Genomic DNA, 26,203 nt, shown 5'->3' on the forward strand with positions numbered 1-26,203 from the left:
CTCCAATCACTGGACGCGCGTTGGGCCTTACGTAGACTGGGGCACCTTCGAGCACCATCACGCAGGGAGTTACGACCGTGGCAAGTGGCAACGCGATCCGGGGAAGCCGGGTCGGAGCGGGGCCGATGGGGGAGGCCGAGCGGGGCGAGTCCGCGCCGCGCCTCCGCATCTCCTTCTGGTGCTCGAACGGGCACGAGACGCAGCCGAGCTTCGCCCATGACGCGCAGGTTCCGGAGACCTGGGACTGCCCGCGCTGCGGCTTCCCGGCCGGCCAGGACCGGGACAGCCCGCCCGACCCGCCGCGCACCGAGCCGTACAAGACGCATCTGGCGTATGTACGCGAGCGGCGCAGCGACGCGGACGGCGAGGCCATTCTTGCCGAAGCACTCGCGAAACTCCGCGGCGAAATCTAGAAGTTGTTCACCGGCCGGTCACCCAAGGGTGCCCGGCCGGACCGCTTTTCCCGTGCCGCACAGCGCCCTCGCGCCGCACGCCCCCCGGATCAATTAGGTTGGAGGGGCAGCGGGGCATGTGCAGGTACGAGAAGAAGTGGGCTGATACCCGGGATGAACGCACAAAGCCGAACGAAGCTCAGTCAGACGCCCGAGTGGACGGCTCTCGGCAAGCACCGTGAGGAACTCGGCGCGACCCAGTTGCGGCAACTGTTCGCCGACGCACCGGACCGCGGTAGCGATTACACCCTCCGGGTCGGCGACCTCCTCGTCGACTACTCCAAGAACCTGGTCACCGACGAGACGCTCCGCCTGCTGCGCGAGCTCGCCGCCACCACCGGGGTCGCGGAACTGCGGGACGCGATGTTCCGCGGCGAGAAGATCAACACCACCGAGGACCGCGCCGTCCTGCACACCGCGCTGCGCGCTCCGCGCGACGCCGTGATCGAGGTCGACGGCGAGAACGTGGTGCCCGCCGTGCACGCCGTCCTGGACAGGATGGCGGCCTTCTCCGACCGCGTCAGGTCGGGGGAGTGGACCGGCCACACCGGCAAGCGCATCAAGAACATCGTCAACATCGGCATCGGCGGCTCCGACCTCGGCCCCGCAATGGCGTACGAGGCGCTGCGCTCCTTCACGGACCGCTCGCTCACCCTCCGGTTCGTGTCGAACGTCGACGGAGCCGACCTCCACGAGGCGCTGCAGGGCCTGGACCCGGCCGAGACGCTGTTCGTCATCGCCTCGAAGACGTTCACCACGATCGAGACCATCACCAACGCCACCTCGGCCCGCGACTGGCTGCTCACCGGGCTGAGGGCCAATCAGGACGCCGTCGCCCGGCACTTCGTGGCGCTGTCGACCAACGCCGGGAAGGTCGCCGACTTCGGCATCGACACGGACAACATGTTCGAGTTCTGGGACTGGGTCGGCGGCCGGTACTCCTACGACTCGGCGATCGGTCTCTCCTTGATGATCGCCATCGGTCCGGACCGCTTCCGCGAGATGCTCGACGGCTTCCACCTCGTCGACGAGCACTTCCGCAACGCCCCGGCCGAGGAGAACGCCCCGTTGCTGCTGGGCATGCTGGGCGTCTGGTACGGCGGGTTCTTCGACGCCCAGTCGCACGCCGTGCTGCCCTACAGCCACTATCTGTCCAAGTTCACCGCGTACTTGCAGCAGCTGGACATGGAGTCCAACGGCAAGTCCGTGGACCGGGACGGCAATCCGGTGGAGTGGCAGACGGGCCCCGTCGTCTGGGGCACGCCGGGGACCAACGGGCAGCACGCCTACTACCAGTTGATCCACCAGGGCACCAAGTTCATCCCCGCCGACTTCATCGGCTTCGCCCAGCCGGTCGACGACCTGCTGCCCGGACTGGTCGCCCAGCACGATCTGCTGATGGCCAACTTCTTCGCGCAGACCCAGGCGCTCGCCTTCGGCAGGACGCCGGAGGAGGTCCGCGCGGAGGGCGTGCCGGAGGAGCTGGTGCCGCACAAGACGTTCCGCGGCAACCACCCGACGACCACCGTCCTCGCCGACCGGCTCACCCCCTCGGTGCTCGGCCAGCTCGTCGCGCTGTACGAGCACAAGGTCTTCGTCCAGGGCGCCGTGTGGAACATCGACTCCTTCGACCAGTGGGGTGTCGAGCTCGGCAAGGTCCTCGCCAAGAAGATCGAGCCGGTCCTGACCGAGGGCACGGGCGGGGAGCGGCTCGACAGCTCCACGGCCGCCCTCGTCGCCGCGTACCGCACCCTGCGGGGACGCTGAGCGAAGTGGTGACGGGGGAAGGGACGGTGCGGCTGCGGCCGCCGCGCAACAGGCTGGACCGCAGAGCCGTCGGCTGGTGGCGGGCCCAGTGGCTGCTCATGACAGCCGTGCCCGTGCTGGTGCTGGGTGTGCTCGGCGCGTTCATCGGGCCGGCCCGGTTCTGGCTGCTGACGGCCGCGGCCGTCCTGGCGGTCACCGGCCTGGCCTGTGCCGTCCTCTTCCCCCTCTGGTGGTTCCGCACCCACCGCTGGGAGGTCACCGACGAAGCGGTCTACGTCCGGACCGGTGTCTTCCGGCAGGAGTGGCGGATCGCGCCGATGTCCCGTATCCAGACGGTGGACACCGTCCGAGGCCCCCTGGAACAGCTCTGGAAGCTGGCCACGGTCACCGTCACCACCGCGTCCGCCAAGGGTGCGGTACGGATCGAGGGCCTCGACCACGCGGTGGCGGCGGAGCTGGCCGAACGGCTGACCCGGATCACCCAGGACACCCCCGGGGACGCCACATGAGCACCCCCGCCGACGACTGGCGGCGCCTGGACCGGCGTACGGTCCTGGTCACGGTGCTCGTCACGGCGGGGGTACTCGTGGGCGCGGCCGTACCGGTCGCCGTCGCCGTCGCCGGCCGCATCGGGACCGGCAGCGCGCTGGTCTGGACGGCCGCCGCCGTCGTCCTGCTCACCTGCTGCTCGGCGGGGACCGACTACGTACGCTGGCGCCGCACCCGCTACCGCGTCGGCGCCGAGCGCGTCGCCCTGCACACCGGCCTCCTGCTGGTGAAGGAGCGCTCGCTGGCCCGCGAACGCATCCGCAGCGTCGACCTCACGGCCCGCCCGCTGCTGCGCCTCCTCGGACTCGTCACGGTACGGATCGGCACCGGCGAGCACGCGGGCAGCGACTCGACACTGGAACTCGACCCCGTGACCCGGGCCGAGGGTGAGCGGCTGCGCCGCCTGCTCCTGGAACGCGCGGCCACCGGCCCGGCGGGCAGCCACCGCGAGGGTGAACTGATCGCCCTGGACCTCCGGTGGATCCGGTACGCGCCCGCCTCCTTCGTCGCCCCCATGCTGGGCGGCGCGGCGGCCGGGGCCGTGATGCAGGTCAGCGAATGGGCCGGGGCGCAGGGGCGGGTGATCGCCTGGGCCGGCGACCTGTTCCGCGACACCCCGCTGCTCTGGACGGTCCTCGTGCTGGTCCTCGCCGCGGGGGTCGCGGGCATCGTGGGTGCGCTCGGCCTCTGGGTCGAGATGTGGTGGAGCTACCGGCTGGAGCGGGAACCGGGCGGCACCCTGCGGGTCCGCCGCGGGCTCCTCACCTCCCGGTCGGTCTCCATCGAGGAAAGGCGGCTGCGCGGGATCGAGCTCGTCGAGCCGCTCGGTGTCCGGCTGCTGGGCGCCGCCCGGCTGGACGCGATCACGACCGGTCTGACCCAGGACGACAAGGAAAAGCACGGCACCCACAACACCCTGCTGCCGACCGTGCCCCGCACGCTGGCCGATTCGGTCGCCGCCGACGTGCTGCGCGAGCCGGCGACCCCCACGGGCGCCCCGCTGACCGGACACCCGCGCGCCGCCCGGCGCAGGCGACTCGGCTGGGCCCTCTGGGCGGTGCTGGCCCCCGTGGCGGTCCTCGCCGTCCTCGGCGCCCTGCTGACGCCCGTCCTGCTGTGGATCGCCCTGGCCTGCGCCGTGGTGTTCCTGCCGCTCGCCGTCCTCCTCGCCCTCGACGCGTACCGCGCCCTGGGGCACGCCGTGGGCGGCGCCTACCTGGTGACCCGCTCCGGCACGGTCCGGCGCTCGACGGCCGCGCTGGAACGGGCCGGAGTGATCGGCTGGACCGTGCGGCAATCGTTCTTCCAGCGGCGGTCAGGGCTCCTGAGCATCACCGCCACGACAGCCGCCGGAACAGGCGCGTACACCGCCTACGACACCGACGCGTCCGAGGGCCTCGGCTTCGCGTCCGAGGCCGTCCCGGGGCTGCTGGAGCCTTTCCTGGAGAGGTCTTAGCCCTCCTCGGCCGGGCCGAGCCGTGCGTCGTGTCGAAGACGCAGAAGCGGTTGCTTTCCGCGTCGCCGAGCACCACGGAGTCCGGGTCAGGCGGGTGGAGCTCCCAGGCCACCCGGACCGCCCCGAGCGCGAGCAGCCGCTCCACCTCGCCGTCCCGCTCGTCGGTGTACGGATCGGGATGGACCCGGGGGAACTCCTGCACCGGCGACCGGCTCCCGCTCCACATGGTCGAGCGCCGACTTCCAGAACGACGCTGCGCGCCTGATGTCCGGCGCACCCGTCACCACGGTTCCGACACGCATCGTGGGCACCAGGGGTTTCATGGCGGAGGCCCGGCCGCTCCTGAGAACGAACCGGGCCTCCGCGGCGTCCTGCTGACGAGCTCTCAGGGAGAGGCCGGCGGGTAGAGCGCGCGCGGCAGCTGCGAGGCCGCCGCCGCGTCCAGCAGCCACAGCGTGCGACTGCGTCCGTACGCTCCCGCCGCCGGGGCCTGGATCTCCCCGGCGCCCGACAGGGCGATGGCCGCGGCCTCCGCCTTGTCCTCGCCCGCCGCCAGCAGCCACACCTCGCGCGCCGCCCGGATGGCGGGCAGCGTGAGCGAGACGCGGGTCGGCGGAGGCTTGGGCGCGCCGTGCACACCGACGACGGTGCGCTCGGTCTCCCGTACCGCGGGGAGCTCCGGGAAGAGCGACGCGACATGCGTGTCCGGTCCGACTCCCAGCATCAGCACGTCGAACGTCGGTACGGGGCCGTGGTTCTCCGGCCCCGAAGCCGCGGCGAGTTCCGCCGCGTACCCCGCGGCGGCCGCGTCCGCGTCGTCACCGTACGGGCCGTCCGAAGCCGGCATCGCGTGCACCCGGGACGGGTCGAGCGCCACCGAGTCCAGCAGGGTCTCGCGGGCCTGCGTGACATTGCGCTCCGGGTCGCCCTCGGGCAGGAAACGCTCGTCGCCCCACCACAGGTCGAGCCGCGACCAGTCGATCGCGTCCCGCGCGGGCGTCGCGGCGAGCGCGGCCAGCAGGCCGTTGCCGTTGCGCCCGCCGGTCAGCACCACCGAGGCGTGTCCGCGAGTGGCCTGGGCGTCCACGATCTTCGTGATCAGCCGGGCCGCCGCGGCCTGCGCCATCAGCTCCTTGTCACGGTGCACGACCAGTTGGGGAGTGTTCACTTCGAAGCCGCCTTCTTGGCAGCGGTCTTCTTCGCGGCCGCGGCCGTGGCGGCCGGGGTGGCCGCCGGGGTGGCGGCCGGGGGCTTCTCCCCGGACCCAGCGGCCGGGGCCTCGGGTCCGGCCAGCTTGTCCGTGCCGAACTTCACCGCCGAGGCGTAGGTGTTGTCCGGGTCGAGGCGCCGCAGCTCCTCCGCGAGGAGCTCGGCGGTCTCCCGGCGCTTGAGCGCCACTCCTCGGTCCGGCTGGCCCTCCATGGAGAGTGTGGCCAGCGAACCGTCGGGCCGGTGCAGTGTGACCGTGCCGTTCCTGGTCTCCATGCGGACGGCCGTCAGACCGGGACCGTTGGACTGCGTCCGCTCCACCGGGACACCGAGCCGGTCCGCGAGCCACATGGCGAGCAGCTCACAGCTCGGGTTGTCCGACTCGCCCTCGACGGACGCGGCCACGACCTCCGCGGCCTGCTGGTCGAGCGCGGCCGCCAGCATGGAACGCCACGGCGTGATGCGGGTCCATGCCAGGTCGGTGTCGCCGGGGCTGTACGTCGCCCCGCGCACGGCCAGTTCGTCGAGCGGCCGGGCCGCCGAGTAGGTGTCCGTGATACGGCGCTGGGCCAGCGCGCCCAGCGGGTCCTTCGCCGGGTCGGCGGGAGCGTCCTGCGGCCACCACACCACGACGGGGGCGTCCGGCAGCAGGAGCGGCAGGACCACCGACTGGGCGTGGTTGGCCAGTTCGCCGTGCAGCCGCAGGACGACGGTCTCGCCGGTGCCCGAGTCGGAACCGACCCGGACCTCGGCGTCGAGCCGTGCGTCACGCCGGCTGCGCGGGGAACGGCTGACCCGCTTGATCACCGCGATGATCCGCGAGGGGTGCTCGCGGGAGGAGTCGCTCGCCGCCTTGAGGGCGTCGTAGGCGTTCTCCTCGTCGGTGACGATGACGAGCGTCAGCACCATGCCGATGGCAGGGGTGCCGATGGCCCGGCGGCCCGACACGAGCGCCTGGTTGATCTTGCTGGATGTGGTTTCCGTGAGATCGATCTTCATGGCCGGCGCCAGCTCCGTCCGTCGCGTGCGAGCATCTCGTCAGCCTCGGCCGGGCCCCAGGTACCGGCCGCGTACTGCGCGGGCTTGCCGTGCTTGTCCCAGTACTCCTCGATCGGGTCGAGGATGTTCCAGGAGAGTTCGACCTCCTGGTGGCGGGGGAAGAGGTTGGCGTCGCCGAGCAGCACGTCGAGGATGAGCCGCTCGTACGCCTCCGGGCTGGACTCCGTGAAGGACTCGCCGTACGCGAAGTCCATCGTGACGTCCCGGACCTCCATCGAGGTGCCGGGCACCTTGGAGCCGAACCGCACGGTCACGCCCTCGTCCGGCTGGACGCGGATGACCAGGGCGTTGCTGCCCAGCTCCTCGGTCGCACCGGACTCGAAGGGCAGATACGGGGCGCGCTTGAAGACGACCGCGATCTCCGTGACCCGGCGGCCGAGCCGCTTTCCGGTACGGAGGTAGAACGGCACCCCCGCCCAGCGGCGGTTGTTGATCGTCAGCTTGATCGCGGCGAAGGTGTCGGTCACCGACTTGGGGTTGATGCCGTCCTCCTCCAGATAGCCGAGGACCTCTTCGCCGCCCTGCCAGGCGTGGCAGTACTGGCCGCGCACGGTGTGCTTGCCCAGGTCTTCCGGAAGCTCCACCGCCGTGAGGACCTTGAGCTTCTCCGCGACCAGCGCCTTGGGGTGGAAGGAGCCGGGCTCCTCCATCGCCGTCAGTGCCAGCAGCTGGAGCAGGTGGTTCTGGATGACGTCGCGGGCCGCGCCGATGCCGTCGTAGTAACCGGCCCGGCCGCCGATGCCGATGTCCTCGGCCATCGTGATCTGGACGTGGTCGACGTAGGACCGGTTCCAGATCGGCTCGAACATCGTGTTGGCGAAGCGCAACGCCAGGATGTTCTGGACCGTCTCCTTGCCCAGGTAGTGGTCGATACGGAAGACCTCGTTGGGCGGGAACACGTCGTGCACGAGCTGGTTGAGCTCCTGCGCGCTGGTGAGGTCGTGACCGAACGGCTTCTCGATGACGGCTCGCCGCCAGGAGCCCTCCCCCTGGTCGGCCAGCCCGTGCTTCTTGAGCTGCTGGACGACCTGCGGGAAGAACTTCGGCGGCACGGACAGGTAGAAGGCGAAGTTGCCGCCCGTGCCCTGTGCCTTGTCGAGCTCCTGGATGGTGGACTTCAGGGTCTCGAAGGCCTCGTCGTCGTCGAAGTTGCCCTGGACGAAGCGCATCCCCTGGATGAGCTGCTGCCAGACCTCTTCGCGGAACGGCGTACGGGCGTGCTGCTTGACGGCGTCGTGGACCTCCTGGGCGAAGTCCTCGTTCTGCCATTCGCGGCGCGCGAAGCCGATGAGCGAGAAGCCCGGCGGCAGCAGGCCGCGGTTGGCCAGGTCGTAGACAGCGGGCATCAGCTTTTTACGGGACAAATCGCCCGTGACGCCAAAGATGACCAGGCCCGACGGCCCCGCGATACGCGGGAGCCGTCGGTCCTGGGCGTCACGAAGCGGGTTGGCTCCGGGAACACCAGACAAGATGGTCAGCCCTCCGAGGGGGCGAGGCGCTTGAGTTCCGCCTCGGTGGAGTTGAGCAGATCGATCCAGGCGGCCTCGAACTTGTCGACGCCCTCGTCCTCGAGGAGCTGGACGACCTCGTCGTAGCTCACCCCGAGCTTCTTGATCGCGTCGAGGTCGGCACGGCCCTGGTCGTAGCTGCCCTTGATGGTGTTACCGGTGATCTCACCGTGGTCGGCGACCGCGTCGAGCGTGGCCTCCGGCATGGTGTTGACCGTGTTCGGGGCGACGAGCTCGTCGACGTACAGGGTGTCCTTCAGGGACGGGTCCTTCACGCCGGTCGAGGCCCACAGCGGGCGCTGCTTGTTGGCCTGCGCCTTGTCGAGGGCGGCCCAGCGGTCGCCCGCGAAGACCTCCTCGTACGCCTCGTAGGCCAGGCGCGCGTTGGCGAGGGCGGACTTGCCCTTGGCGGCCTTGGCCGCATCGCTGCCGATCGCGTCCAGGCGCTTGTCGATCTCGGTGTCCACACGGGACACGAAGAACGAGGCCACCGAGTGGATCTTGGAGAGGTCCAGGCCCGAGGTCTTCGCCTTCTCCAGGCCCGCCAGGTAGGCCTCCATGACCTCGCGATAGCGCTCCAGCGAGAAGATCAGCGTCACGTTGACGCTGATGCCCCGGCCGATGACCTCGGTGATCGCCGGGAGGCCGGCCTTCGTCGCCGGGATCTTGATGAGCGTGTTCGGCCGGTCCACCAGCCAGGCGAGCTGCTTGGCCTCGGCGACCGTGGCCAGGGTGTTGTGCGCCAGGCGCGGGTCGACCTCGATGGAGACCCGGCCGTCCTGGCCCTGGGTCGCGTCGAAGACCGGACGCAGGATGTCGGCGGCGTCTCGGACGTCCACCGTCGTGATCATGCGGATGGCCTCCTCGACGGTGACCCTGCGGGCGGCGAGGTCGGTGAGCTGCTGCTCGTAACCGTCACCGTGCGAGATCGCCTTCTGGAAGATCGACGGGTTGGTGGTGACACCCACCACGTGCTGCTGGTCGATCAGCTCGGCGAGGTTGCCGGACGTGATCCGCTTGCGCGAGAGGTCGTCCAGCCAGATCGCCACGCCCTCGTCGGAGAGGCGCTTGAGTGCGTCTGTCATCGGTATTACATCTCCTACTGGTCGTATACCTGCGTCAGCGCGCGGAGGCGGCGAGGGATTCCCGGGCGGCGGCGGCGACGTGCTCCGCGGTGAAGCCGAACTCGCGGAAGAGGACCTTGGCGTCTGCGGAGGCACCGAAGTGCTCCAGCGAGACGATCCGGCCGGCGTCACCGACGTACCGGTACCAGGTCAGGCCGATGCCCGCCTCGACGGCGACGCGGGCCTTCACGGACGGCGGCAGGACGCTGTCCTTGTACGCCTGGTCCTGCTCCTCGAACCACTCGACGCACGGCATCGACACGACACGCGTCGGGACGCCGGCGGCCTGGAGCTGCTCGCGCGCCTCGACGGCGAGGTGCACCTCGGAGCCCGTGCCGATCAGCACGACCTGGGGCTCACCGCCCTCGGCGTCGAACAGCACGTACCCGCCCCTGGCCGCGTCCTCGTTCGCCTCGTACGTCGGCACGCCCTGACGGGTCAGCGCCAGACCGTGCGGGGCACCCTTGCCGAACACCTTGGTGTAGCGGCGCAGGATCTCGCGCCAGGCGATGGCGGTCTCGTTCGCGTCGGCCGGGCGTACGACGTTCAGGCCCGGGATCGCGCGCAGCGAGGCCAGGTGCTCCACCGGCTGGTGGGTCGGGCCGTCCTCGCCGAGGCCGATCGAGTCGTGCGTCCACACGTACGTCACCGGGATGTGCATCAGCGCGGACAGCCGCACGGCGTTGCGCATGTAGTCGGAGAACACCAGGAAGGTGCCGCCGTAGACGCGGGTGTTGCCGTGCAGCGCGATGCCGTTCATGGCCGCGGCCATGGCGTGCTCACGGATGCCGAAGTGGATCGTCCGGCCGTACGGGTCCGCTCCGGGCAGCGGGTTGCCCACCGGGAGGAACGACGACGTCTTGTCGATCGTCGTGTTGTTCGAGCCGGCCAGGTCGGCGGAGCCGCCCCACAGCTCGGGGATGACGTCGCCCAGGGCCTGGAGGACCTTGCCGGAGGCCGCGCGGGTGGCGACCCCCTTGCCGGACTCGAACACCGGAAGCTTCTCTTCCCAGCCCGCGGGCAGCTCGCCCTTGGAGATCCGGTCGAATTCGGCGGAGCGCTCCGGGTTGGCGGTGCGCCAGGCGGCGAGGGACTTCTCCCACTCGGCCTTGAGCTCACGGCCGCGGTCCAGCGCCTCACGCGTGTGGGCGATGACCGAGTCGGAGACCTCGAAGCTCTTCTCGGGGTCGAAACCGAGCACCCGCTTCGTCGCCGCGACCTCGTCGTCGCCGAGCGCCGAGCCGTGGGCTGCCTCGGTGTTCTGGGCGCTGGGGGCCGGCCACGCGATGATCGAGCGGGCCGCGATGAACGACGGGCGCTCCGTCTCGGCCTTGGCGGCCTGGAGTGCCTGGTAGAGGCCCGCGGGGTCGAGGTCGCCGTTCGGCAGCTGCTCGACACGCTGGACGTGCCAGCCGTACGCCTCGTACCGCTTGAGGGTGTCCTCGGAGACCGCGGTCTCCGTGTCGCCCTCGATCGAGATGTGGTTGTCGTCCCACAGCATGACGAGGCTGCCGAGCTTCTGGTGCCCGGCCAGCGAGGACGCCTCCGCGGAGATGCCTTCCTGGAGGCAGCCGTCACCGGCGATGACGTAGACGTTGTGGTCGAACGGGGAGGTGCCGGGGGCCGCCTGCGGGTCGAACAGGCCGCGCTCGTAACGGGCGGCCATGGCCATGCCCACCGCGTTGGCGACACCCTGGCCCAGCGGGCCGGTCGTCGTCTCCACGCCTGTGGTGTGGCCGTACTCCGGGTGTCCCGGGGTCTTCGAGCCCCAGGTTCGGAAAGACTTGAGGTCGTCCAGCTCCAGGCCGTATCCGGCCAGGTAGAGCTGGATGTAGAGGGTCAGGCTGGAGTGGCCCGCCGAGAGCACGAACCGGTCGCGCCCGGTCCATTCCGCGTCCGCCGGGTCGTGGCGCATCACCTTCTGGAAGATGGTGTACGCGGCAGGAGCCAGGCTCATCGCCGTACCCGGGTGGCCGTTTCCGACCTTCTGTACGGCGTCCGCGGCGAGGACACGGGCGGTGTCCACGGCCCGCTGGTCCAATTCGGTCCACTGGAGGTCTGTGGTGGTCGGCTTGGTGCTCACCCTGAGTCAGGGCTCCTCTCCACTGTCGTAAACCGGTGGCTGTACCGCACCGGGCGGTGTCGAGCCTACCCCCGACACCACGCACTGCTTCCGGGTAGTTACCAGGGTGACGGCGACCTGTGGAGTTCGCCTGCTGACGAAAGCTGCCCGTTCATTACCGCACCACCCCAACACGTGCCCACCCCCGCGAAGGGCGGCGTATCCGCAACGTCTACGATGGTCTGGTTCGCGCAAGTCTTTACCGGGCCTTCACTCCCGGAGCTTGCTGGGATTTCTCTGTCAGGGGTGTGCGTGACGGCCGTCGAGTCCCGACCCGCAGGGGTCGCCTTGACTCCGAGCCCAGGGGGCCATCGCCCGTTCGGGGCCCGCATCAAGGCATTCGTGGCGCTTACCAAGCCGCGGATCATCGAGCTGTTGCTCATCACCACTGTTCCGGTGATGTTCCTCGCCGCTCAAGGTGTTCCAGACCTGTGGCTCGTTCTCACTACCACCATCGGCGGATATCTCTCCGCGGGTGGTGCCAACGCGCTGAACATGTACATCGACCGCGACATCGACGCGCTGATGGACCGCACGTCGCAGCGCCCGCTGGTCACCGGCATGGTGAGCCCCGTCGAGTGCCTCGTATTCGGAATCTCGCTCGCGGTGATCTCCACCGTCTGGTTCGGACTGCTCGTCAACTGGCTCTCGGCTGCCCTCGCGCTCGGGGCACTGCTCTTCTACGTCGTCGTCTACACGATGCTCCTGAAGCGCCGTACCTCGCAGAACATCGTGTGGGGCGGAATCGCCGGCTGCATGCCGGTGCTCATCGGCTGGTCCGCCGTGACCAATTCCCTCTCCTGGGCCGCGGTCATTCTCTTCGCCGTCATCTTCTTCTGGACGCCGCCGCATTACTGGCCGCTGTCCATGAAGGTGAAGGAGGACTACGCCAGGGTCGGCGTCCCGATGCTTCCGGTCATCGCCACCAACCAGGTGGTCGCCCGCCAGATCGTCATCTACAGCTGGGTCATGGTGGCGGTGTCGCTGCTGCTGACCCCGCTCGGCTACACGGGCTGGTTCTACACGACGGTGGCCGTCCTGACCGGTGGCTTCTGGCTCTGGGAGGCGCACGGCCTGCAGACCCGGGCCAACTCGGGAGTGACCGGGGCCAAGCTCAAGGAGATGCGGCTGTTCCACTGGTCCATCACCTACGTCTCGCTCCTCTTCGTCGCCGTGGCCGTGGACCCCTTCCTGCGGTAACACCGCGCAAACGCTTCCGCCGACGGGCGGGTCACGTGGCACAGACCACGTGGCCCGCCCGTCGCCAGTCGATCTACCGCTCGGTAGCATCCATTGCATGGCAGAGACGGCAGAAACCCAGCAGGCGGACAGCAGGCAGGCGGCCCGCGCGGAGCGCAGGGCGGCGAGGCTGGCCAAGCAGATCGGCGCGTTCGCCAAGGAGCACGGCGGGGCCGAGGGCCACCTCGCGCACACCGGGCAGACGGGCACCCGCATCGTCCTCGTCGGGCAGGACGGCGGCTGGGGCGACCTCGTGGCCCCCTCGTACGCGGTGGCCGAGAGCGCGACGCGCAAGTCCGGGATCACGATGCACGAGAGCTTCGACGGCGACTTCGCGGCCAAGATCCGGACCGGACCGTACGAGTGGACCCGGATGGCCGGTATCCAGCTCGGTGGGCCCTCCAACAGCCGCTGAGCCGTTCGGGACGGCGCACGGGCAACACCTGACACGGGTCTCACCCGTTAGGCGGTGCACACGCACGCCATCGCAGGGAGTCCCGGATGACCGACACACCGCCAGCGGCGGACCTGGTCGATCAGCACTGCCACGGGGTGCTCCGCGCCGAGCTGGGCCTCGCCACCTTCGAGGCCCAGCTGTCCACGGCCGGTTCCGGGCCCGCCCCGGGCACCACCTTCTTCGACACCCAGACCGGTTTCGCCGTACGCCGCTGGTGTCCGCCCCTCCTCGGTCTGGAGGCGCACTGCGCGCCCGCGCGTCATCTCCCGCCCTCGCCCGTACGGGTGCGCGGGCCGGGGCCGTACTGGCGGAGATCCTGGAGCTCGCCCCGTTCGGCAAACTGCGTACTCCAGCGGGGCGCGGGCGCTGCCCGAACTCCATCTGGTCGCGGCACGGCAGTTCCACGAGGCGCTCGGCTCGGTGCTGGGCGGCTGGGTGTCCGACGGCGCGTGGTCATGTGACGACGCGGCGCGGGTCGCGGAACCGATCGCTTCGGGCAACGCCCGGCGGGTCTACGGGCTGGACGGCTGAACCGCCCCACCGGAGAGGCCGGGGTCAGCTCGCGACGGTGACGGTCGGGGTCTCCTGCACGGGGATGCCGGCCATCGGCTCCGTACGCTCCCGCATGCTCAGGAACAGGCGCAGTACGGCGATCCACATCAGCGCGGAGCCGAACATGTGGATGCCGACCAGGATCTCGGGGACGTCGCTGAAGTACTGCACGTACCCGATCGCACCCTGCGCCAGCAGCACGATCAGCAGGTCACGTGCGCGCGCCCGGGTGTCGGCAGGGGCGTCCACCACCCGCAGCGCCAGCCACATCGCGACGGCCAGGGCGCAGACGACCCACGCGGCGATGGCGTGCACATGGGCGGCCGCGGCCCAGTCCCACGGCATGCGCGGTACGTCGCTGCTGTCACCGGCGTGCTTGCCGGAACCGGTCACCGTCGTACCCAGGGCGATCAGGAGCACGGTGGTGACGACGATCGCCCAGGACAGGCCGCGTACCGGCCGGGGAGCGCGCGGGCGCGGTGCGCCGTCGCCCTCGCCGACCCGCACCCAGGTGATGACGGTGACCGCGAGCAGGCAGTTGGCGAGCAGGAAGTGACCGGCCACCGTCCACGGGTTGAGGCCCGCCCAGACCGTGATCCCGCCGAGCACGGCGTTCCCCATCACGAGCCAGAACTGCGACCAGGCGAGCCGGGTCAGCGTGCGGCGGCGAGGCTTGGCGGCACGTACCGCGATGATCGCCCAGCCGACGGCGGCCGACAGGACGTAGGTGAGCATCCGGTTGCCGAACTCGATCGCGCCGTGCAGCCCCTGCTCGGGCGTCGCGAAGAGGCTGTCGTCCGTGCACTTGGGCCAGGTGTCGCAGCCCAGACCGGAACCGGTGAGCCGGACGGCACCGCCCGTGACGATGATGAACACGCTCATCACGACGGCCGAGAGAGCGGCGCGCCGGACCACCTCGGTGGACGGAGTCCAGCGCTTGGCGATGTAGGAGAGGGGGGTTTCCACGCGAACCATCGTAAGCGGGGCCTTGTGCATGTTTTCACGAGGGGTGGGTTCCGGCCGGATGTCCGGTATCCCCAATGCCCCGTATGTGAGCCCGGGCGCCTACTCCCAGCGGAAGAACCTCGCCGCGGCGCCCAGTCCGAGGGCGGCCCACACGGCGAGGATTCCGGCCTCGCCCCACGGCATCGCGGCGCCGTGCTGGAGGACGTCCCGCAGCCCCTCCGACAGCGCCGAGACCGGTAGCAGCCCCAGGACCGACTGAGCCGCGTCCGGGAACCTGTCGAGCGGCACGATCACCCCGCCGCCCACCAGCAGCAGCAGGAAGACCAGGTTCGCGGCGGCGAGCGTCGCCTCCGCCTTCAGCGTCCCGGCCATCAGGAGGCCGAGGCCGGAGAACGCCGCGGTGCCGAGCACCAGCAGGAGCAGCACGGCGAGGGGGCTGCCCTCGGGGGACCACCCCAGGGCGAAGGCGATGGCCGTCAGCAGCGCGATCTGCAGCACCTCGGTGACCAGCACCGACAGAGTCTTCGAGGTCATCAGCGCCCAGCGCGGCAGGGGTGAGGCGCCGAGCCGCTTGAGCACCCCGTAACGCCGTTCGAAGCCGGTGGCGATGGCCTGGCCGGTGAACGCGGTGGACATCACGGCCAGCGCGAGGATGCCGGGCGCCAGGAAGTCGACCGGATCGCCCGCTCCCGTGTCCACCACGTCCACCGTGCTGAACAGTACGAGGAGCAGCGTCGGGATGATCACCGTGAGGAGCAGCTGCTCGCCGTTGCGCAGCAGCATCCGCGTCTCCAGAGCGGTCTGCGCGGCGATCATGCGCGGCAGCGGGGCCGCACCGGGACGGGGGGTGTACGTACCGGCGCTCATGCGCGCAGCTCCTTGCCGGTCAGTTCCAGGAAGACGTCTTCCAGCGTGTGCCGCTCCACCGCGATGCCGGACGGCATCACTCCGTGCTGGGCGCACCAGGAGGTCACGGTGGCCAGCAGCTGGGGGCCGACGTCGCCGGTGATGCGGTACGCGCCCGAGGTCAGCTCGGCCGCCGCCGTGCCGTCGGGCAGCGCCTTGAGCAGTGAGCCGAGGTCCAGGCCGGGGCGGCCGGTGAAGCGCAGGGTGTTCTCGGCGCCGCCGCGGCACAGCGACTCCGGGCAGCCCTGGGCGATGACCCGGCCCGCGTCGATGATGGCGACGTCGTCCGCGAGCTCCTCGGCCTCGTCCATGAAGTGCGTGGTCAGGACGACCGACACGCCGTCGGAACGCAGTTCCCTTACGAGGTCCCAGGTGGAGCGGCGCGCCTGCGGGTCCAGGCCCGCCGTCGGCTCGTCGAGGAAGACCAGTTCGGGGCGGCCCACGACGGCCATCGCCAGGGCGAGCCGCTGCTGCTGGCCACCGGAGAGCCGGCGGTAGGTGGTGCGCCCGCAGCTGCCGAGGCCGAGCCGCTCGATGAGGGCGTCGACGTCCAGCGGATGGGCGTACAGCCTGGCCATGTGGCGCAGCATCTCGTCGGCGCGCGCGCCGGAGTAGACGCCGCCGGACTGGAGCATCACTCCGACCCTGGGGCGCAGCGCCGCGGCGTCGGCGACGGGGTCGAGGCCGAGCACGCGTACGGTCCCGGCGTCCGGCCGCCGGTAGCCCTCGCAGGTCTCGATGGTGGTGGTCTTGCCCGCGCCGTTCGGGCCGAGGACCGCGGTGACCGCGCCGGCCCGGACGTCGAGGTCGAGGCCGTTCACTGCGGTCTTGGTGCCGTACCGCTTCACCAGGCCGGTGACCTGGACGACGGGCTCGCTGTTCATGGCCGGTAAGTCTAGGCAGTGACCGAAGGGCCCCGGGGCGCGGGTCCTGCGAACCGGATTTCGCCAATGTGGCGGCAGGCAGGGGCGCGGCCCCGCTGCGGAAGCCGTGGGTAGATGCCCGCAGGACTCCTCGGTACACCCGTAAGTTCGGCCAATCCCCGTACCGGGCTCCGGTGGGCGCCCTACCCCTGCCGCCCCACGTCCCCCATGCTCCTCCCTGAGCTCAAGCGGTTGCTGTGCCCCCCACACGTCTCAGCGGGCAGCGGCAGCTGTGAGTGGCACCCGCGCCTGTTCCTTCATCCCCTACGGCGGGAGACCTCCGCCGACTCCTGAAGGAGAGCTCGTGATCCGACGTTCCACGCGTCTCGGACGGCGGTCCGCTGCCGCACTTCTCACCGCGGCAGCGACCGCGATACCACTCATGATCAGTGCCTCGCCGGCCCAGGCCCGGACGGACGACCCCGCGCCGCGGTCCGCCTACCAGGCCAAGTCCGAGGGCACGCTGCTCAAGCAGTTCGCCGGCCAGGAGAAGGTGACCTTCTGGGTGAGCCTCGAGGAGGAGGCGGATGTCGCGTCCGCCCGCGCGGCGAAGGGCAAGACCGCCAAGGCCCGTGCCGTCTACGAGACGAAGACCGCGTTCGCGAAGAAGTCCCAGGCCGGGGTCATCGGGCTGGCCAAGGACGCCGGAGCGGCGTACACCTCGTTCTGGATCGCCAACACCGTGCGGATCACCGGTGACAAGGCACTCGCCGAGAAGATCGCGGCCCGTTCGGACGTGGCCGCCATCGAGGCCGACGACCCGGTCACGATTCCTGACCCGCTGCCCGGCACCAGCGAGCCCGAGGTCGACGCCGTCGAGTGGAACCTCGACCGGATCAACGCCCCGAAGGTCTGGAACGACCTGGGCGTACGCGGTGACGGCATCGTCGTGGCCAACATCGACAGCGGCGTCCAGTTCGACCACCCGGCTGTCGCGGCCAAGTACCGGGGCCTGAAGGCGGACGGCACGTACGACCACGCGTACAACTGGTTCGACCCGACCAAGGTCTGCACGGGCACCGCGCCCTGCGACAACAACGGCCACGGCACCCACACCATGGGCACCATGGTCGGCGACGACGGCGGCGGCAACCAGGTGGGCGTCGCCCCCGGCGCCCGGTGGATCGCCGCCAAGGGCTGCGGGACCAGCTCCTGCGCGCGGGAGACGCTGCTCGCCTCGGGCCAGTGGATGGTCGCGCCCACGGACGCCTCGGGCGCCAACCCGCGGCCGGACCTCGCGCCGGACGTGGTGAACAACTCGTGGGGCGCCAACGTCATCGACACCTGGTACAAGGCCACCGTCCAGTCGTGGCGTGACGCGGGCATCTTCCCGGCCTTCTCCAACGGCAACGCCGGCCCCGGCTGCAACACCTCGGGGTCGCCCGGCGCCTACTCCAACAGCTACTCCTCGGGCGCCTTCGACATCAACAACGCCATCGCGAGCTTCTCCTCGCGCGGCACCGGCGAGGCGGGCACCCTGAAGCCGAACCTCTCCGCGCCCGGCGTCAACATCCGTTCCTCGTGGATGGGCGGCGGCTACAACGCCATCTCCGGTACGTCGATGGCCTCACCGCACACCGCCGCCACCGTGGCGCTGATGTGGTCCGCATCGCCCGCGATCCGCAGCGACGTCGCGGCGACGGAGACGCTCCTCGACCAGACCGCGATCGACACCGACAACACGACCTGCGGCGGCACCGCGGCCAGGAACAACGTCTGGGGCGAAGGCCGCCTCGACGCGTACGCCGCCGTCAGCGCCACGCCCCGCGGCCCGCTCGGCGCGCTCGGAGGGAAGGTCGGCTCCGGCGACGCGGTCGTCGCGGACGCCCTCGTAACCCTGGACGGACCGATGAAGGCCACCGTCACCACCGGCACGGACGGTTCCTACGCCCTGCCCAAGGTGATGGTCGGCGACTACCGGATCACCGTCTCCAAGTTCGGTTTCCACACCGCCGAGTCCACTGTCACGATCCTCGAGAACGAGACGGCGGCCAAGGACTTCACCCTGGAGCAGGCGCCCAGCGCGACGCTCAGCGGCGCCGTGCGGACCGAGGCGGGCATCGAGGCCGGCGCGGACGTCGTCGTCCAGGGCACCCCCGTCAAGACGGTCTCGGCCGCCGACGGCACGTACACGGTGACCCTGCCGGTCGGTACGTACAACGTGGCCGTCACCCCGGTCAGCCGCTGCGCCACGGCGACGAGCGTAAGTGTCGACCTGACGGCGTCGGCGAGCAGGGACATCGAGCTGGCCAGCCGCGCGGACACCTTCGGCACGACCTGCCGGGTGGGCACGGGTGCCTTCCCGACGGGCGACACCGAGCTCGCGATGTCCAGCGCGACGAGCGGTACGGCCCGCTTCGACCTGCCGTTCCCGGTCGGGCTGTACGGAAAGACGTACCGCGCGGCTACCGCCACCACCGAGGGCGTGCTCGCGCTCGGCTCAGCCAGCACCTCCTCGTCGAACGCGAGCCTGCCGACCACGGGCACTCCCAACGGTGCGCTCTACCCCTTCTGGGACAACCTGCAGCTCACCAACGGCTCCGACACCTCCGGCGTCTACTGGGCGGTCCGCGGCACGGCGCCGCACCGCTCGGTGGTCGTCGAGTGGCGGGACGTGCAGATCGGCAGCGTCACGTCGCGGCAGATCAGCTTCGCTGCGGTCATCGGTGAGGACGGCACCGTCTCCTACCACTACAAAGACATCGGCGACGACCTTGTCGAGAACGGCTCCGGTGCCACCGTCGGCATCGAGAGCGACACCGGCACGGACGCCCTGCTCTTCTCCCACAACCAGGCGGCCGTCACCGACGGCATGACCATCTCCTTCAGCACCGGCCGGAGCGCCGTGCTGACCGGCACGGTCACCGACGAGAACGACGGCGGGCCGGTGGCCGGCGCCACGGTGAAGGTCGGCCGGGGCGGAACCGCCTTCGCCACCGGCACCACCGGCGCCGACGGCAGCTACCTCGTGCAGTTCCCGGCGGACGCCACCGAGGCCGGTTACGACATCACGGTCGCGGCCGACCACTACGCGGGCGCCGGCGCGGAACGCACGCTGAAGGCCAAGGACATCGCCGTGGCCGACGCCGTGCTGAGGACGGGCCGGGTCACGGCCTCCGCGGCGGACTACGCCCTGGTCGTCCCGGCGGACCAGGACCGCACCCGCACGCTGACCGTGGGCAACACGGGCACCACCACGCCGTACTCGGTCGAGGAACAGGGTGACGCCGCCTGGGTCACGGCCACGCCCGCCTCCGGCGAGCTGGCCGAGGGCGCCGAACAGCAGGTGCGGCTCACCTTCGACACCACGGGCGTGACCCCGGGCACGGTCCTGACCGGCACGCTGCTCGTCGCGTCGGAGAGCGGCCGGGCGCCCGTCGTCGAGATCCCGCTGAAGATCGTGGTTCCGGCCTACCAGGCGGCGCTCGACACAGGCACCAACGGTTCGGTGACGGACCTGCTCGGTGACAGCTGGGGACCGGACCGGGAGTACGCGGCCGGTTCGTACGGCTACATCGGGACCACGAGCAGGACCGGCACGACGAGGACCATCTCCGGCACGAGCGAGCAGGCGCTGTACCGCACGGCCCGCAGCGGCGCGCTGGAGTACCGCTTCGACAACGTGCCCAACGGGGTCTACCGCGTCGAGCTGGGCTTCGCCGAGGTCAGTGGTACCAAGCCGGGGGCGAGGGTCTTCGATGTGCTCGCCGAGGGCAAGGAGTACGTCTCCAACCTCGACATCGCGCTCGAGAAGGGCACGTACACCGCCCTGGACAAGACGATCACGGTGGAGGTCACCGACGGCCAGCTGAACGTCCGGCTGTCGGCGATCCACGGCAAGTCCCTGGTGAACTCGGTCCGGGTCTCGCAGCGGCCGGACCTGACCGGCTGAACCACGACCGGCGCCTGACACGCCGGAGATCACGGCCCGCCCGGCACCTGCCGGGCGGGCTGCCGTGCGTCGCGGCGGCGGTTGTGTCGGACCGGTCAGGGCACGGGGAAATGATCATTCCCGCAGGTCAACTTAGGTAAGCCTAAGTGACGTACCCCATCGCTCATGATCGGGGGGCGGGTTGTCAGGCTCCCCGGAATTACGCAACAATGGCGTTGTGAAATACGTCGGCGAGGCTCCGCAGGAGGAACTCGCGACCGGTGAGCGCTCGACGCGCAACCGGGTCGCGCGCTCCATCCTGGACCATGGCCCGTCCACCGCCGCCGATCTCGCGAAGCGCGTGCGCCTCACCCAGGCCGCCGTCCGCCGTCATCTCGACGCCCTCGTGTCCGACGGTGTCGTCGAAGCCCGTGAACAGCGGGTCTACGGGGCACGGACCAGGGGGCGGCCCGCCAAGGTGTTCGCCCTGACGGACTGCGGCAGGGACGCCTTCGACCAGTCCTACGACAAGCTCGCCGCCGACGCCCTGCGCTGGATCGCCGAGGCCTCGGGCGACGAGGCGGTCATGGCGTTCGCCCGCGCCCGTATGGCCGCACAGGCCGAGGGGTACCGCGCGGCGGTCGAGGCGGCCGCCCCCGAAGACCGAACCGAGGCGCTTGCCAAGGCCTTGTCGGCCGACGGGTACGCTGCTACGGCGCGAAGCGCGCCCGGTCCGCAGCAGGGCGAGCAGCTGTGCCAGCACCACTGCCCGGTCGCACACGTCGCCGAGCAGTTCCCGCAGCTGTGTGAGGCGGAGACGGAAATCTTCTCCAGTCTGCTCGGGACCCATGTGCAGCGTCTGGCCACCCTCGCCCACGGCGACGGTGTGTGTACGACGTACGTGCCGCGCAGCGGCCACGCAACACCACAGACCACATCAGTTTCTGCAAGCACTGCCGGGAGGAACCCCGCATGACGCTCCCCACGGAGACTGCCCACCCTGAGCTCGAGGGTCTGGGCACGTACGAATTCGGTTGGGCCGACTCCGACGCGGCAGGCGCTGCGGCCAAGCGCGGCCTCTCCGAGGCTGTCGTCCGCGACATCTCGGAGAAGAAGAACGAGCCCGACTGGATGCTGAAGCTGCGGCTCAAGGGCCTGAAGCTCTTCGGCAAGAAGCCCATGCCGAACTGGGGCTCCGACCTCTCGGGCATCGACTTCGACAACATCAAGTACTTCGTGCGGTCCACGGAGAAGCAGGCTGAGTCCTGGGAGGACCTGCCCGAGGAGATCAAGAACACGTACGACAGGCTCGGTATCCCCGAGGCGGAGAAGCAGCGCCTCGTCGCCGGTGTGGCCGCCCAGTACGAGTCCGAGGTCGTCTACCACCAGATCAACGAGGAGCTGGAGGCGCAGGGTGTCATCTTCATGGACACCGACACCGCGCTGAAGGAGCACCCGGAGCTCTTCCAGGAGTACTTCGGCACCATCATTCCGGTCGGTGACAACAAGTTCGCCTCGCTGAACTCGGCCGTGTGGTCCGGTGGCTCGTTCATCTACGTGCCGAAGGGCGTGCACGTGGAGATCCCGCTCCAGGCCTACTTCCGTATCAACACGGAGAACATGGGCCAGTTCGAGCGGACGCTGATCATCGTCGACGAGGACGCCTACGTCCACTACGTCGAGGGCTGCACCGCGCCGATCTACTCCTCGGACTCGCTGCACTCCGCGGTCGTCGAGATCATCGTGAAGAAGGGCGGCCGCTGCCGCTACACGACCATCCAGAACTGGTCGAACAACGTCTACAACCTCGTCACCAAGCGCGCCGTGGCGTACGAGGGCGCGACCATGGAGTGGGTCGACGGCAACATCGGCTCCAAGGTCACGATGAAGTACCCGGCCGTCTACCTGATGGGCGAGCACGCCAAGGGCGAGACCCTGTCCATCGCCTTCGCGGGCGAGGGCCAGCACCAGGACGCCGGCGCCAAGATGGTCCACATGGCACCGAACACCTCGTCCAACATCGTCTCCAAGTCGGTGGCACGAGGCGGCGGCCGTACCTCCTACCGCGGTCTCATCGAGATCGGCGAGGGCGCGCCCGGCTCCAAGTCCAACGTGCTCTGTGACGCCCTGCTGGTCGACACCATCTCGCGCTCCGACACCTACCCGTACGTCGACGTCCGCGAGGACGACGTGTCGATGGGCCACGAGGCGACCGTCTCCAAGGTCTCCGAGGACCAGCTCTTCTACCTCATGAGCCGCGGACTCACGGAGTTCGAGGCCATGGCGATGATCGTGCGCGGCTTCGTCGAGCCGATCGCCAAGGAGCTGCCCATGGAGTACGCCCTTGAGCTCAACCGGCTGATCGAGCTGCAGATGGAGGGTTCGGTCGGCTAGTAAGCCCGCCGACCGCGTTCCCCGACCTCTTGACTGAGAAAGCGAGCACTACGACAGCCATGGCTGAGGCTCAGAACTCCCCCACTCTCGACTCCGCTCGAGCGGGGGGGCCCCCTCCGGTGGGCTCCACCACCGCCGGGTCCATCGCGGTGGCCGCCGAGTCGACCGTCGCCACGCGCATGAGCGCGCCCCCGTCCTTCGACGTCGCGGACTTCCCCGTCCCGCACGGCCGTGAGGAGGAGTGGCGGTTCACGCCGCTGGAGCGTCTTCGCGGGCTGCACGACGGCACCGCCGTCGTCACCGGCGACGCCTTGAAGGTCGCGATCGAGGCCCCGGAAGGGGTCACCGTCGAGACCGTCGGCCGCGAGGACTCGCGGCTCGGCAAGGCAGGCGTCCCGGTGGACCGTGTCGCCGCCCAGGCGTACACGTCCTTCGTGCGGGCCTCGGTCGTCACGGTCGCCAAGGAGGCCGTGCTCACCGAGCCGATCCGGATCACCGTGCACGGCGAGGGCGGCGTCGCCTACGGCCACCAGCTCATCGAGCTGGGAGCCTTCGCCGAAGCCGTCGTCGTCATCGACCACACGGGTGACGCGGTGCTCGCCGCCAACGTCGACTACGTCCTGGGCGACGGTGCCAAGCTCACCGTCGTCTCGGTCCAGGACTGGGACGAGAACGCCGTGCACGTCGGTCAGCACAACGCGCTGATCGGCCGGGACGCCTCGTTCAAGTCGATCGTCGTCACCTTCGGCGGCGACCTGGTGCGTCTCCACCCGCGTATCAGCTACGCGGGCCCCGGCGGCGAGGCCGAGCTCTTCGGCCTGTACTTCACCGACAAGGGCCAGCACCAGGAGCATCGCCTCCTGGTCGACCACAACACCCCGCACTGCAAGTCGAACGTCGCCTACAAGGGCGCGCTGCAGGGCGACGGTGCGCACGCCGTGTGGATCGGTGACGTCCTCATCCAGGCCAGGGCCGAGGGCACCGACACGTACGAGATGAACCGCAACCTCGTCCTCACGGACGGCGCCCGGGTCGACTCCGTGCCGAACCTGGAGATCGAGACCGGTGAGATCGTCGGCGCCGGCCACGCCTCCGCGACCGGCCGTTTCGACGACGAGCAGCTCTTCTACCTCCAGTCGCGCGGCATCCCCGCCGAGGAGGCCCGCCGTCTGGTCGTGCGCGGCTTCTTCGCCGAGCTCGTCCAGCAGATCGGCCTGCCGGACGTCGAAGCCCGTCTCCTCGACAAGATCGAGACCGAGCTGAAGGCGTCCGTCTGATGGCCTTCGTCAAAGCCTGTGCGCTGAGTGAGCTGGAGGACGACACCCCCAAGAGGGTGGAGCTCGACGGCACGCCGGTGTCCGTGGTGCGCACCGAGGGCGAGGTGTTCGCGATCAACGACATCTGCTCGCACGCGAACGTCTCGCTGTCGGAGGGCGAGGTCGAGGACTGCATGATCGAGTGTTGGTTGCACGGATCGAGTTTCGATCTGCGTACCGGCAAGCCGTCCGGTCTTCCCGCGACGCGCCCCGTTCCCGTTTACCCCGTAAAGATCGAAGGGGACGATGTGCTCGTCTCCGTCACCCAGGAGACCTGAGTCACCCATGGCAACGCTTGAAATCCGCGACCTGCACGTCTCCGTCGAGGCCGACAACGCCACGAAGGAGATCCTCAAGGGCGTCGACCTGACCGTGAAGCAGGGCGAGACCCACGCCATCATGGGCCCCAACGGGTCCGGCAAGTCCACCCTCGCGTACTCGCTCGCGGGTCACCCCAAGTACACGATCACCAGTGGCACGGTGACCCTGGACGGCGAGAACGTCCTGGACATGACCGTCGACGAGCGCGCTCGCGCCGGTCTCTTCCTGGCCATGCAGTACCCCGTCGAGATCCCCGGTGTCTCGGTCTCCAACTTCCTGCGCACCTCCGCCACCGCCGTCCGCGGCGAGGCGCCGAAGCTGCGTACGTGGGTGAAGGAGGTCCGCGAGACGATGGCCGAGCTCCACATGGACCCGGCCTTCGCCGAGCGCAACGTCAACGAGGGCTTCTCCGGCGGTGAGAAGAAGCGCCACGAGATCCTTCAGCTGGAGCTCCTCAAGCCGAAGATCGCCGTCCTCGACGAGACCGACTCCGGCCTGGACGTCGACGCGCTGAAGTCCGTCTCCGAAGGCGTCAACCGGGTGCGCGCGAGCGGTGAGGTCGGCACCCTGCTGATCACGCACTACACGCGCATCCTCAAGTACATCAAGCCCGACTTCGTGCACGTCTTCGCGAACGGCCGCATCGCCGCGTCCGGCGGCGCCGAGCTCGCCGACAAGCTGGAGAACGAGGGCTACGAGGCATACACGAAGGGTGGCGCTTCCGCGTGACTGACGCCCGACAGGGGCTCTCCGGCCTCCTCGACACCGAGGCGATCCGCAAGGACTTCCCGATCCTGGGCCGCACGGTCCACGACGGCAAGAAGATCGTTTACCTGGACAGCGCGGCGACGTCGCAGAAGCCGCGCCAGGTCCTCGATGCGCTCAACGAGTACTACGAGCGGCACAACGCCAACGTCCACCGCGGTGTGTACACCATCGCGGAGGAGGCCACCGCGCTGTACGAGGGTGCTCGCGACAAGGTCGCGGCCTTCATCAACGCGCCGAGCCGCAACGAGGTGATCTTCACGAAGAACGCCTCCGAGTCGCTCAACCTCGTGGCCAACATGCTCGGCTGGGCCGACGAGCCCTATCGGGTGGACAGCGACACCGAGATCGTCACCACGGAGATGGAGCACCACTCCAACATCGTGCCGTGGCAGCTGCTCTCGCAGCGCACCGGCGCGAAGCTGAAGTGGTTCGGCATCACCGACGACGGCCGTCTCGACCTGTCCAACATCGACGAGATCATCACGGAGAAGACGAAGATCGTCACCTTCACCCTGGTCTCGAACATCATGGGCACGATCAATCCGGTCGAGCAGATCATCCGCCGCGCCCAGCAGGTCGGCGCGCTGGTCTGCATCGACGCCTCGCAGGCGGCCCCGCACATGGTGCTCGACGTGCAGGCGCTGCAGGCGGACTTCGTGGCCTTCACCGGTCACAAGATGGTCGGTCCGACCGGCATCGGCGTGCTGTGGGGACGGCAGGAACTCCTGGAGGACCTGCCTCCGTTCCTCGGCGGCGGCGAGATGATCGAGACCGTGTCGATGCACTCGTCGACGTACGCGCCCGCGCCGTACAAGTTCGAGGCGGGTACGCCCCCGATCGCCCAGGCCGTCGGCCTCGGCGCGGCCGTGGACTACCTCTCGGCGATCGGTATGGAGAACATCCACCGTCACGAGCAGGCGATCACGGAGTACGCGGTGAAGCGGCTCCTGGAGGTCCCGGACCTCAGGATCATCGGCCCGTCGACGGCGGTGGACCGTGGCGCGACGATCTCGTTCACCCTGGGTGACATCCACCCGCACGACGTGGGCCAGGTTCTGGACGAGCAGGGCATCGCCGTCCGGGTCGGTCACCACTGTGCGCGGCCGGTGTGCCTGCGGTACGGAATTCCTGCGACGACGCGAGCGTCGTTCTATCTGTACTCCACGCCCGCCGAGGTCGACGCCCTGGTGGACGGTCTCGAACACGTACGGAACTTTTTCGGTTAAATGCCACAACTGCTGAGG

Annotated in this window: 21 protein-coding genes and 2 pseudogenes; 14 read left to right on the top strand and 9 right to left on the bottom strand. The window is 69.8% G+C overall.

Annotation, left to right across the window (positions count from 1 at the left end):
• Nucleotides 1-77 precede the first annotated feature (77 nt).
• The 4 genes from F0344_RS28590 (at nucleotide 78) to F0344_RS28605 (ending at nucleotide 4,224) form a co-directional block, all read left to right on the top strand.
• Nucleotides 78-413, top strand: coding sequence for an RNA polymerase-binding protein RbpA (locus F0344_RS28590; RefSeq protein ID WP_136207022.1), 336 nt, complete (start codon nucleotides 78-80; stop codon nucleotides 411-413).
• A gap of 153 nt (nucleotides 414-566) precedes the next feature.
• On the top strand, nucleotides 567-2,219 hold the full coding sequence (gene pgi, locus F0344_RS28595; RefSeq protein WP_185301507.1) for a glucose-6-phosphate isomerase: 1,653 nt from the start codon (nucleotides 567-569) through the stop codon (nucleotides 2,217-2,219).
• Between the two features lie 5 nt (nucleotides 2,220-2,224).
• On the top strand, nucleotides 2,225-2,728 hold the full coding sequence (locus F0344_RS28600) for a PH domain-containing protein (protein ID WP_185301508.1): 504 nt from the start codon (nucleotides 2,225-2,227) through the stop codon (nucleotides 2,726-2,728).
• Nucleotides 2,725-4,224, top strand: a complete 1,500-nt coding sequence (locus F0344_RS28605; RefSeq protein ID WP_185301509.1) for a PH domain-containing protein — start codon at nucleotides 2,725-2,727, stop codon at nucleotides 4,222-4,224. Before F0344_RS28600 ends, F0344_RS28605 begins: the two co-directional genes overlap by 4 nt.
• Nucleotides 4,225-4,318: 94 nt before the next feature.
• Here F0344_RS28605 and F0344_RS36915 read toward each other — a convergent pair.
• The 6 genes and pseudogenes from F0344_RS36915 to tkt form a co-directional block, all read right to left on the bottom strand.
• Nucleotides 4,319-4,450 (bottom strand): annotated as a pseudogene (locus F0344_RS36915) (VOC family protein); the annotation flags it as partial.
• A gap of 159 nt (nucleotides 4,451-4,609) precedes the next feature.
• Nucleotides 4,610-5,392: a 6-phosphogluconolactonase gene (gene pgl, locus F0344_RS28615; RefSeq protein ID WP_185301510.1), complete on the bottom strand. Its 783-nt coding sequence runs from the start codon at nucleotides 5,390-5,392 to the stop codon at nucleotides 4,610-4,612.
• Nucleotides 5,389-6,432: a glucose-6-phosphate dehydrogenase assembly protein OpcA gene (gene opcA / locus F0344_RS28620; RefSeq protein ID WP_185301511.1), complete on the bottom strand. Its 1,044-nt coding sequence runs from the start codon at nucleotides 6,430-6,432 to the stop codon at nucleotides 5,389-5,391. Before opcA ends, pgl begins: the two co-directional genes overlap by 4 nt.
• Nucleotides 6,429-7,961 (bottom strand): glucose-6-phosphate dehydrogenase, encoded by a 1,533-nt coding sequence (gene zwf, locus F0344_RS28625; protein ID WP_185301512.1) that lies wholly within the window; start codon nucleotides 7,959-7,961, stop codon nucleotides 6,429-6,431. The genes opcA and zwf overlap by 4 nt, the downstream gene beginning before the upstream one ends.
• A gap of 5 nt (nucleotides 7,962-7,966) precedes the next feature.
• Entirely contained in the window at nucleotides 7,967-9,085 is a 1,119-nt protein-coding gene (tal, locus tag F0344_RS28630) for a transaldolase (RefSeq protein WP_185301513.1), read from the bottom strand.
• Nucleotides 9,086-9,119: 34 nt separating this feature from the next.
• The gene (gene tkt / locus F0344_RS28635; protein ID WP_185301514.1) at nucleotides 9,120-11,207 is read right to left on the bottom strand and encodes a transketolase; all 2,088 of its coding nucleotides are present in this window, start codon (nucleotides 11,205-11,207) and stop codon (nucleotides 9,120-9,122) included.
• Between the two features lie 285 nt (nucleotides 11,208-11,492).
• Between tkt and F0344_RS28640 the strand changes: the two genes are divergently transcribed.
• From F0344_RS28640 to F0344_RS28650, 3 genes and pseudogenes are all read left to right on the top strand, one after another.
• On the top strand, nucleotides 11,493-12,446 hold the full coding sequence (locus F0344_RS28640; RefSeq protein ID WP_185301515.1) for a heme o synthase: 954 nt from the start codon (nucleotides 11,493-11,495) through the stop codon (nucleotides 12,444-12,446).
• Between the two features lie 97 nt (nucleotides 12,447-12,543).
• Complete coding sequence (locus F0344_RS28645) at nucleotides 12,544-12,900, top strand: hypothetical protein (protein WP_185301516.1); 357 nt, start codon at nucleotides 12,544-12,546, stop codon at nucleotides 12,898-12,900.
• 86 nt (nucleotides 12,901-12,986) lie between these two features.
• Nucleotides 12,987-13,473: pseudogene (locus F0344_RS28650) on the top strand (hypothetical protein).
• A gap of 24 nt (nucleotides 13,474-13,497) precedes the next feature.
• On the opposite strand, the gene F0344_RS28655 reads toward F0344_RS28650, so the two are convergent.
• The 3 genes from F0344_RS28655 to F0344_RS28665 all read right to left on the bottom strand — a co-directional run bounded on the left by F0344_RS28655 (nucleotide 13,498) and on the right by F0344_RS28665 (nucleotide 16,250).
• Nucleotides 13,498-14,469 (bottom strand): COX15/CtaA family protein, encoded by a 972-nt coding sequence (locus F0344_RS28655; protein ID WP_185301517.1) that lies wholly within the window; start codon nucleotides 14,467-14,469, stop codon nucleotides 13,498-13,500.
• Nucleotides 14,470-14,559: 90 nt separating this feature from the next.
• A complete protein-coding gene (locus tag F0344_RS28660) occupies nucleotides 14,560-15,327 on the bottom strand; it encodes an ABC transporter permease (RefSeq protein ID WP_185301518.1) in 768 nt (255 codons plus the stop codon).
• A complete protein-coding gene (locus F0344_RS28665) occupies nucleotides 15,324-16,250 on the bottom strand; it encodes an ABC transporter ATP-binding protein (protein WP_185301519.1) in 927 nt (308 codons plus the stop codon). Before F0344_RS28665 ends, F0344_RS28660 begins: the two co-directional genes overlap by 4 nt.
• Before the next feature lie 343 nt (nucleotides 16,251-16,593).
• On the opposite strand from F0344_RS28665, the gene F0344_RS28670 reads away from it, so the two are divergent.
• The 7 genes from F0344_RS28670 to F0344_RS28700 all read left to right on the top strand — a co-directional run bounded on the left by F0344_RS28670 (nucleotide 16,594) and on the right by F0344_RS28700 (nucleotide 26,185).
• On the top strand, nucleotides 16,594-20,181 hold the full coding sequence (locus F0344_RS28670) for a S8 family serine peptidase (protein ID WP_258050151.1): 3,588 nt from the start codon (nucleotides 16,594-16,596) through the stop codon (nucleotides 20,179-20,181).
• Nucleotides 20,182-20,398: 217 nt separating this feature from the next.
• Nucleotides 20,399-21,136, top strand: coding sequence for a helix-turn-helix transcriptional regulator (locus tag F0344_RS28675; protein WP_185301520.1), 738 nt, complete (start codon nucleotides 20,399-20,401; stop codon nucleotides 21,134-21,136).
• The gene (gene sufB / locus F0344_RS28680; RefSeq protein WP_185301521.1) at nucleotides 21,133-22,554 is read left to right on the top strand and encodes a Fe-S cluster assembly protein SufB; all 1,422 of its coding nucleotides are present in this window, start codon (nucleotides 21,133-21,135) and stop codon (nucleotides 22,552-22,554) included. The genes F0344_RS28675 and sufB overlap by 4 nt, the downstream gene beginning before the upstream one ends.
• A 59-nt stretch (nucleotides 22,555-22,613) precedes the next feature.
• Nucleotides 22,614-23,831, top strand: coding sequence for a Fe-S cluster assembly protein SufD (gene sufD, locus F0344_RS28685; protein ID WP_185301522.1), 1,218 nt, complete (start codon nucleotides 22,614-22,616; stop codon nucleotides 23,829-23,831).
• Nucleotides 23,831-24,148 (top strand): bifunctional 3-phenylpropionate/cinnamic acid dioxygenase ferredoxin subunit, encoded by a 318-nt coding sequence (locus tag F0344_RS28690; protein ID WP_185301523.1) that lies wholly within the window; start codon nucleotides 23,831-23,833, stop codon nucleotides 24,146-24,148. The genes sufD and F0344_RS28690 overlap by 1 nt, the downstream gene beginning before the upstream one ends.
• Nucleotides 24,149-24,155: 7 nt before the next feature.
• On the top strand, nucleotides 24,156-24,920 hold the full coding sequence (sufC, locus tag F0344_RS28695; protein WP_185301524.1) for a Fe-S cluster assembly ATPase SufC: 765 nt from the start codon (nucleotides 24,156-24,158) through the stop codon (nucleotides 24,918-24,920).
• Nucleotides 24,917-26,185 carry a cysteine desulfurase gene (locus F0344_RS28700; RefSeq protein ID WP_185301525.1) on the top strand — a complete coding sequence of 423 codons (1,269 nt, stop codon included), beginning with the start codon at nucleotides 24,917-24,919 and terminating at the stop codon, nucleotides 26,183-26,185. The genes sufC and F0344_RS28700 overlap by 4 nt, the downstream gene beginning before the upstream one ends.
• Nucleotides 26,186-26,203 lie beyond the last annotated feature (18 nt).

Origin of the sequence: Streptomyces finlayi (assembly GCF_014216315.1) — a bacterium.
Classification (GTDB): Bacteria; Actinomycetota; Actinomycetes; order Streptomycetales; family Streptomycetaceae; genus Streptomyces; species Streptomyces finlayi_A.